The sequence below is a fragment of the Bradyrhizobium sp. genome, from assembly GCF_019242285.1.
In the GTDB taxonomy this organism is placed as follows: Bacteria; Pseudomonadota; Alphaproteobacteria; order Rhizobiales; family Xanthobacteraceae; genus Bradyrhizobium.
In genome coordinates this window covers 1-2,872 of record NZ_JAFAVV010000111.1, presented here as the reverse complement: position 1 = coordinate 2,872, position 2,872 = coordinate 1, and the positions used below count along the sequence as shown (strand labels likewise).

Below are 2,872 nucleotides of genomic sequence, written 5' to 3'. Positions count from 1 at the left end.
GCTTCCTCGCCGGCCGGCCGGAGGACATCATCGAGGCCCTGAAGACCGTCGAAAAGCGCTACCCCGGCCTCGACCGCGTCATTTGCGCAACCCCCCTCGGCACCCCCCTCGACGTGCAGCTCGAAGACCTCGACCGATTCGCGAAGGAGGTGATCCCGGCCTTCCGCGACACCCGCACCGCCGCCGCCGCGCAGTAGACCTTCTGGATCAGCTGCGGGACGCCCGTCCGGCGGTTCGCCAGCGCCGCCTGCGGGTCGTATCACATTCGGCCGGTGCATTCGGCCAAAGACTCGTTAGCGACAGACGGGGCGCCAACCTGTTCCGCGCAGCAGCATCACCGGCGTGTCGCCGTGGCGAAATCCGTGCTTGACGTCAGCTCACCAGTCGCAAAGGCAAGTGCCGCTGCGTTGATCAGCGATTGCGCGTGTGCCCGAGCCACCGCGGCGCGCGCGCTGGCGAGCCCGGTCTGTGCTGAGGTCGCGTCGGTCAACGTACCGACACCGTGCGCATAAGAATCGCTGGCGCTGTGGAAGGCGGTCTCGGACGCGTTCTGCAGCGCGATCGCGGCGTCGTATTGCTGCAGTCCCGTATCGACCTGGTCGTAAGCGAGCGCCACCTCGCGCAAAGCCTGGTCGGTGCGCTCTTTTAGTGCGGCTGCTGCCTCTTCGCGCCTCGACTGGGCAAGGGCCAATTTGTTCTGCAGCAATCCGCCTTCGTAGAGCGGCCACTCGAACTTCAGCAACGCGGCGCCCTGCGGCTTTTCGATCGGGAAATAGGCGGAATTATTCACGTTTAGGCGGCCGATATTGCCCTGCACGTTGGTGCTCAGTGAAACCTTCGGAAACAGGGCGGAGCGTGCGGCGGCGATTTCCGCATCGGTCGCGCGCAGCTTCGCGACCTGGGCAAGCAGGTCGGGCCGCTGGCGCAGGGCATCGCTGAGCACGTTTTCCACCGCACGCGCCGTGCGCGGCGGCAGCGGCCGCTCGGAGGCGCCCGCCACGCGCAGCTTTGTGGTCGGCGGCAGGTCCATTGCCGCGAGCAGGGTGTACATCGCGTCGTGTTGAGCGGTTTCAGCCTGCGCGAGATCGTACTGCGCCTGGGCTGTCCCGCGGCGGGCGAGCTGCACGTCAACGATTGTATCGAGGCCGCGGCCGAACAGAGCCTCGGCGGATTGCTGCACCACCTTCGCATCGGCCAAGGCTTGCCGGGCCGCGCGCAATGCAGCGTCGGCGCCGTCCAGCGTGAAGTATGCACGGGCGACGTTGAAGATCAGTTGCTGATGCGCCGCCGTGAACGCGACGTTTCCGGCGATCGAAATCTGCCCCGCCGCCTCGACCGCGGCCGCGCGGCCGCCGAAATCGAGCAGCAGATAGTTTACCGCGAGCTGCGGGATGAACTCCTGAGCGTTGTAGATGATAAATCCCTGGGGGACGAGGTTGCTGGGGAACGGCGTCGCGAAGTGCTCCCAGCCGGCGACCGCGCTCGCCGTCAGCGCCGGAAGATAAGCGGCGCGCGCGATGCCGACAGTGATCGCCGCCTGCCGGGCCTGCTCCCAGGCGACGCGCGTCGCCGGATTGCGGCGCTGCGCAATATCGATCAGCTCGACGAGCGAATACGCATGGTTGGGGTCGATGTCGGCCGGCGACGGCAACTCCACTGCCGTGTTGTCCGGCACCGCGAACCGACGGGCCCCGGCGGCGGCGGCTGCCGGGGCTCCAGGGGCTTCTTTGGACGGCTCGAATTGCCACGGGGTGTCGGGCGACGCCGGTGCCAAGTCGCGCGTGTCGTTGCAAGCGCCAAGCAGGGCGCATCCGGCCAGGGCAACGCCTCGAAACCTAGCCGGCGGCATGCAATGCGTCCCCGACCGACGGTGCGATCGCCGGCGACGGTTGCGGACCAACCTCGTCGAGAATGTTGCGAATGTCCTGGTGCAGCAGGCCGTACCATGTCGCGAGAGCCGTGAGCTGATCACCCGAACCGGATAAAATGGGTGGTTCCGGCAGGTCGTCTACCACCTCGCCAGCTCCCTCGCCGCTGCGCACCCACGACGCTGCTTTCCGGAACCATCCCGCGAGCGCCTGCTGATGCGCGCGAATCGCGTCCTGCGGTGGCTGGGGAAGGTCGCGCCAGGCCAGATCGGCACGCAAGTCAAGAAGCACCGAGATAGGAATGAACAGCCGACCGACTTCCGCGACCACAGCCGCGTCGATCGGCCGCCTCACGGCGGCGCGCCGCACCTCGCTCGTCTCGAACGGGTCGTTGACCAGGACCGCGCGTGCCTGCGCGATCGCCTGCCCGAACGCCACGCCGGCCGCGGATCGAGCGGAAGGCGAAATCTCGCCATCGACACCCAAACCCACCAGCACCGCCAGTTGCTCTAATGCCCTGGCGAGGTGCGTGCGCACAACGTTGCCCACGCTGACCGGCCACATCGTCATGAAAATCACGGAAATCACGATATTGCCGAACAGGATGCCGATGGTGCGGTCCCTCGCCGTATACATGGAGATCGTCGGGCCGTAGCCCTGCAGCACGACAAGATAGAAGGCGAGCCCGATTTGCCAGCCGGCATAGGAGATACGCTCGCTGCTGTAGCCAACCCAGGCCGCGAGCAAGGTTATTGGTGCAAGCAGCAGGAACAGGTCGCCGAGATCGGTCATTCGCGGCATCAGCAGCAGTATCGCGCCGAGGCCGAGCCCGGCGCCAATCAGGCAACCGACAAAGCGCAATGTCGCTTTGTGCAGTGTGTCGCCGACGGTACCAAGCGCGACGAAAAAAGCGGTAATTACACACGTGTGGATGCCCGGCCAGTTGGTCATGTCCATAACGAAGTAGCAGGTCATTACCGCTAGCGTTACCTTGAGAGCAAAGC

Annotated in this window: 3 protein-coding genes; 1 reads left to right on the top strand and 2 read right to left on the bottom strand. The window is 65.9% G+C overall.

What is annotated here, in order from left to right:
- Nucleotides 1-197: hypothetical protein (locus tag JOY90_RS04115; RefSeq protein ID WP_291689885.1), on the top strand; the 197-nt coding region annotated here is incomplete at its 5' end.
- Nucleotides 198-334: 137 nt separating this feature from the next.
- Here the strand turns inward: JOY90_RS04115 and JOY90_RS04110 are convergent.
- The gene (locus JOY90_RS04110) at nt 335-1,675 is read right to left on the bottom strand and encodes a TolC family protein (RefSeq protein WP_291689884.1); all 1,341 of its coding nucleotides are present in this window, start codon (nt 1,673-1,675) and stop codon (nt 335-337) included.
- A gap of 160 nt (nt 1,676-1,835) precedes the next feature.
- Nucleotides 1,836-2,872: FUSC family protein (locus JOY90_RS04105; protein ID WP_291689883.1), on the bottom strand; the 1,037-nt coding region annotated here is incomplete at its 5' end.